Genomic DNA, 1048 nt, shown 5'->3' on the forward strand with positions numbered 1-1048 from the left:
CCCTTGAACAGGTAGAAGATGTACTTTGCCAAGGCTTACTTGAACTTTCTTCTAATAGTGAGCGCCTGCGTTCAATGACTTTCTTCCCTCATCTTCAAATACTACCTCTGACCGCAACTTAGTATAAGTCAGATTATGACTATCGCGGCGTGTTTATTGCACCAAAAGAATACTATTTAGGATTTAATTCTATAGAACAAAAAGATAGCGATTGGAATGAAGAAGGAATATTTCCGTTTATAGATGGTAATGAAGATACAGTTATATATGAACTAAAAAAAGTAGTTCAATTACTAGCTGCCGCAAATCCTAATGTATTAGAGTTGCTGTGGTTAGATAGTTATCCTTTTCTTACAGAAGTAGGAGAATACCTAATCGATCATAGGCAATTGTTTCTCAGTAAAAAAGTTAAGCATACTTATTCTGGTTATGCTTTTGCTCAAATCAAAAAGATAGAAACTCATTGTAAGTGGTTGCTACATCCGCCACAGAATAAGCCTTTACCCGCAGATTTTGGTATAGAAGAAGATCCGTTGACAAAAGATGAACTTAATGCTTTTTTAGAATATCTGTATAACTTAGTTAGAGAAAGAATTGAGTTTTTAGAAGAAGCTGAAAAGTTGTATCAATTACTTACGGCGGATATTGATTTTAAAGGGATGCTGAAACAGCATACTTTGCCGGATGAAACTTTGGCATATACTCAAAAATTAACTAATAGTCGTGCTGACTTTATTCGGTTACTACAAAAAAGCCAGAAATATCAAGGAGCAATGCGAGAATGGAAAGCTTATTTATCATGGCAGCAAAACAGAAATCCGGCGAGAGCAGAAATGGAAAAAAAATCGGGTTTCGATCTAAAACATGGAATGCACTGTATTAGATTGCTGCGTTGTGGCTTAGAAATATTGCGCCAAAGTAATACCAATTCTTTATGAAGCTGCGCTAAATAAAGCTTCAAGGATGAAATTGTAAGAAGTGAGAGAAGCAATCGTCTCAGGAGTGATGGCAAGGAGTGCATCAGTTAACTTCTGCTGTAGTTGTGGGA

1 pseudogene is annotated in these 1048 nt (G+C 36.2%); it reads left to right on the plus strand.

The features are described 5' to 3' along the window. Nucleotides 1-128 precede the first annotated feature (128 nt). Nucleotides 129-914: pseudogene (locus AC2VE5_RS28650) on the plus strand (nucleotidyltransferase domain-containing protein); the annotation flags it as partial. Nucleotides 915-1048: the final 134 nt, after the last annotated feature.

Source organism: Aliterella sp. E5.1 (assembly GCF_057473825.1).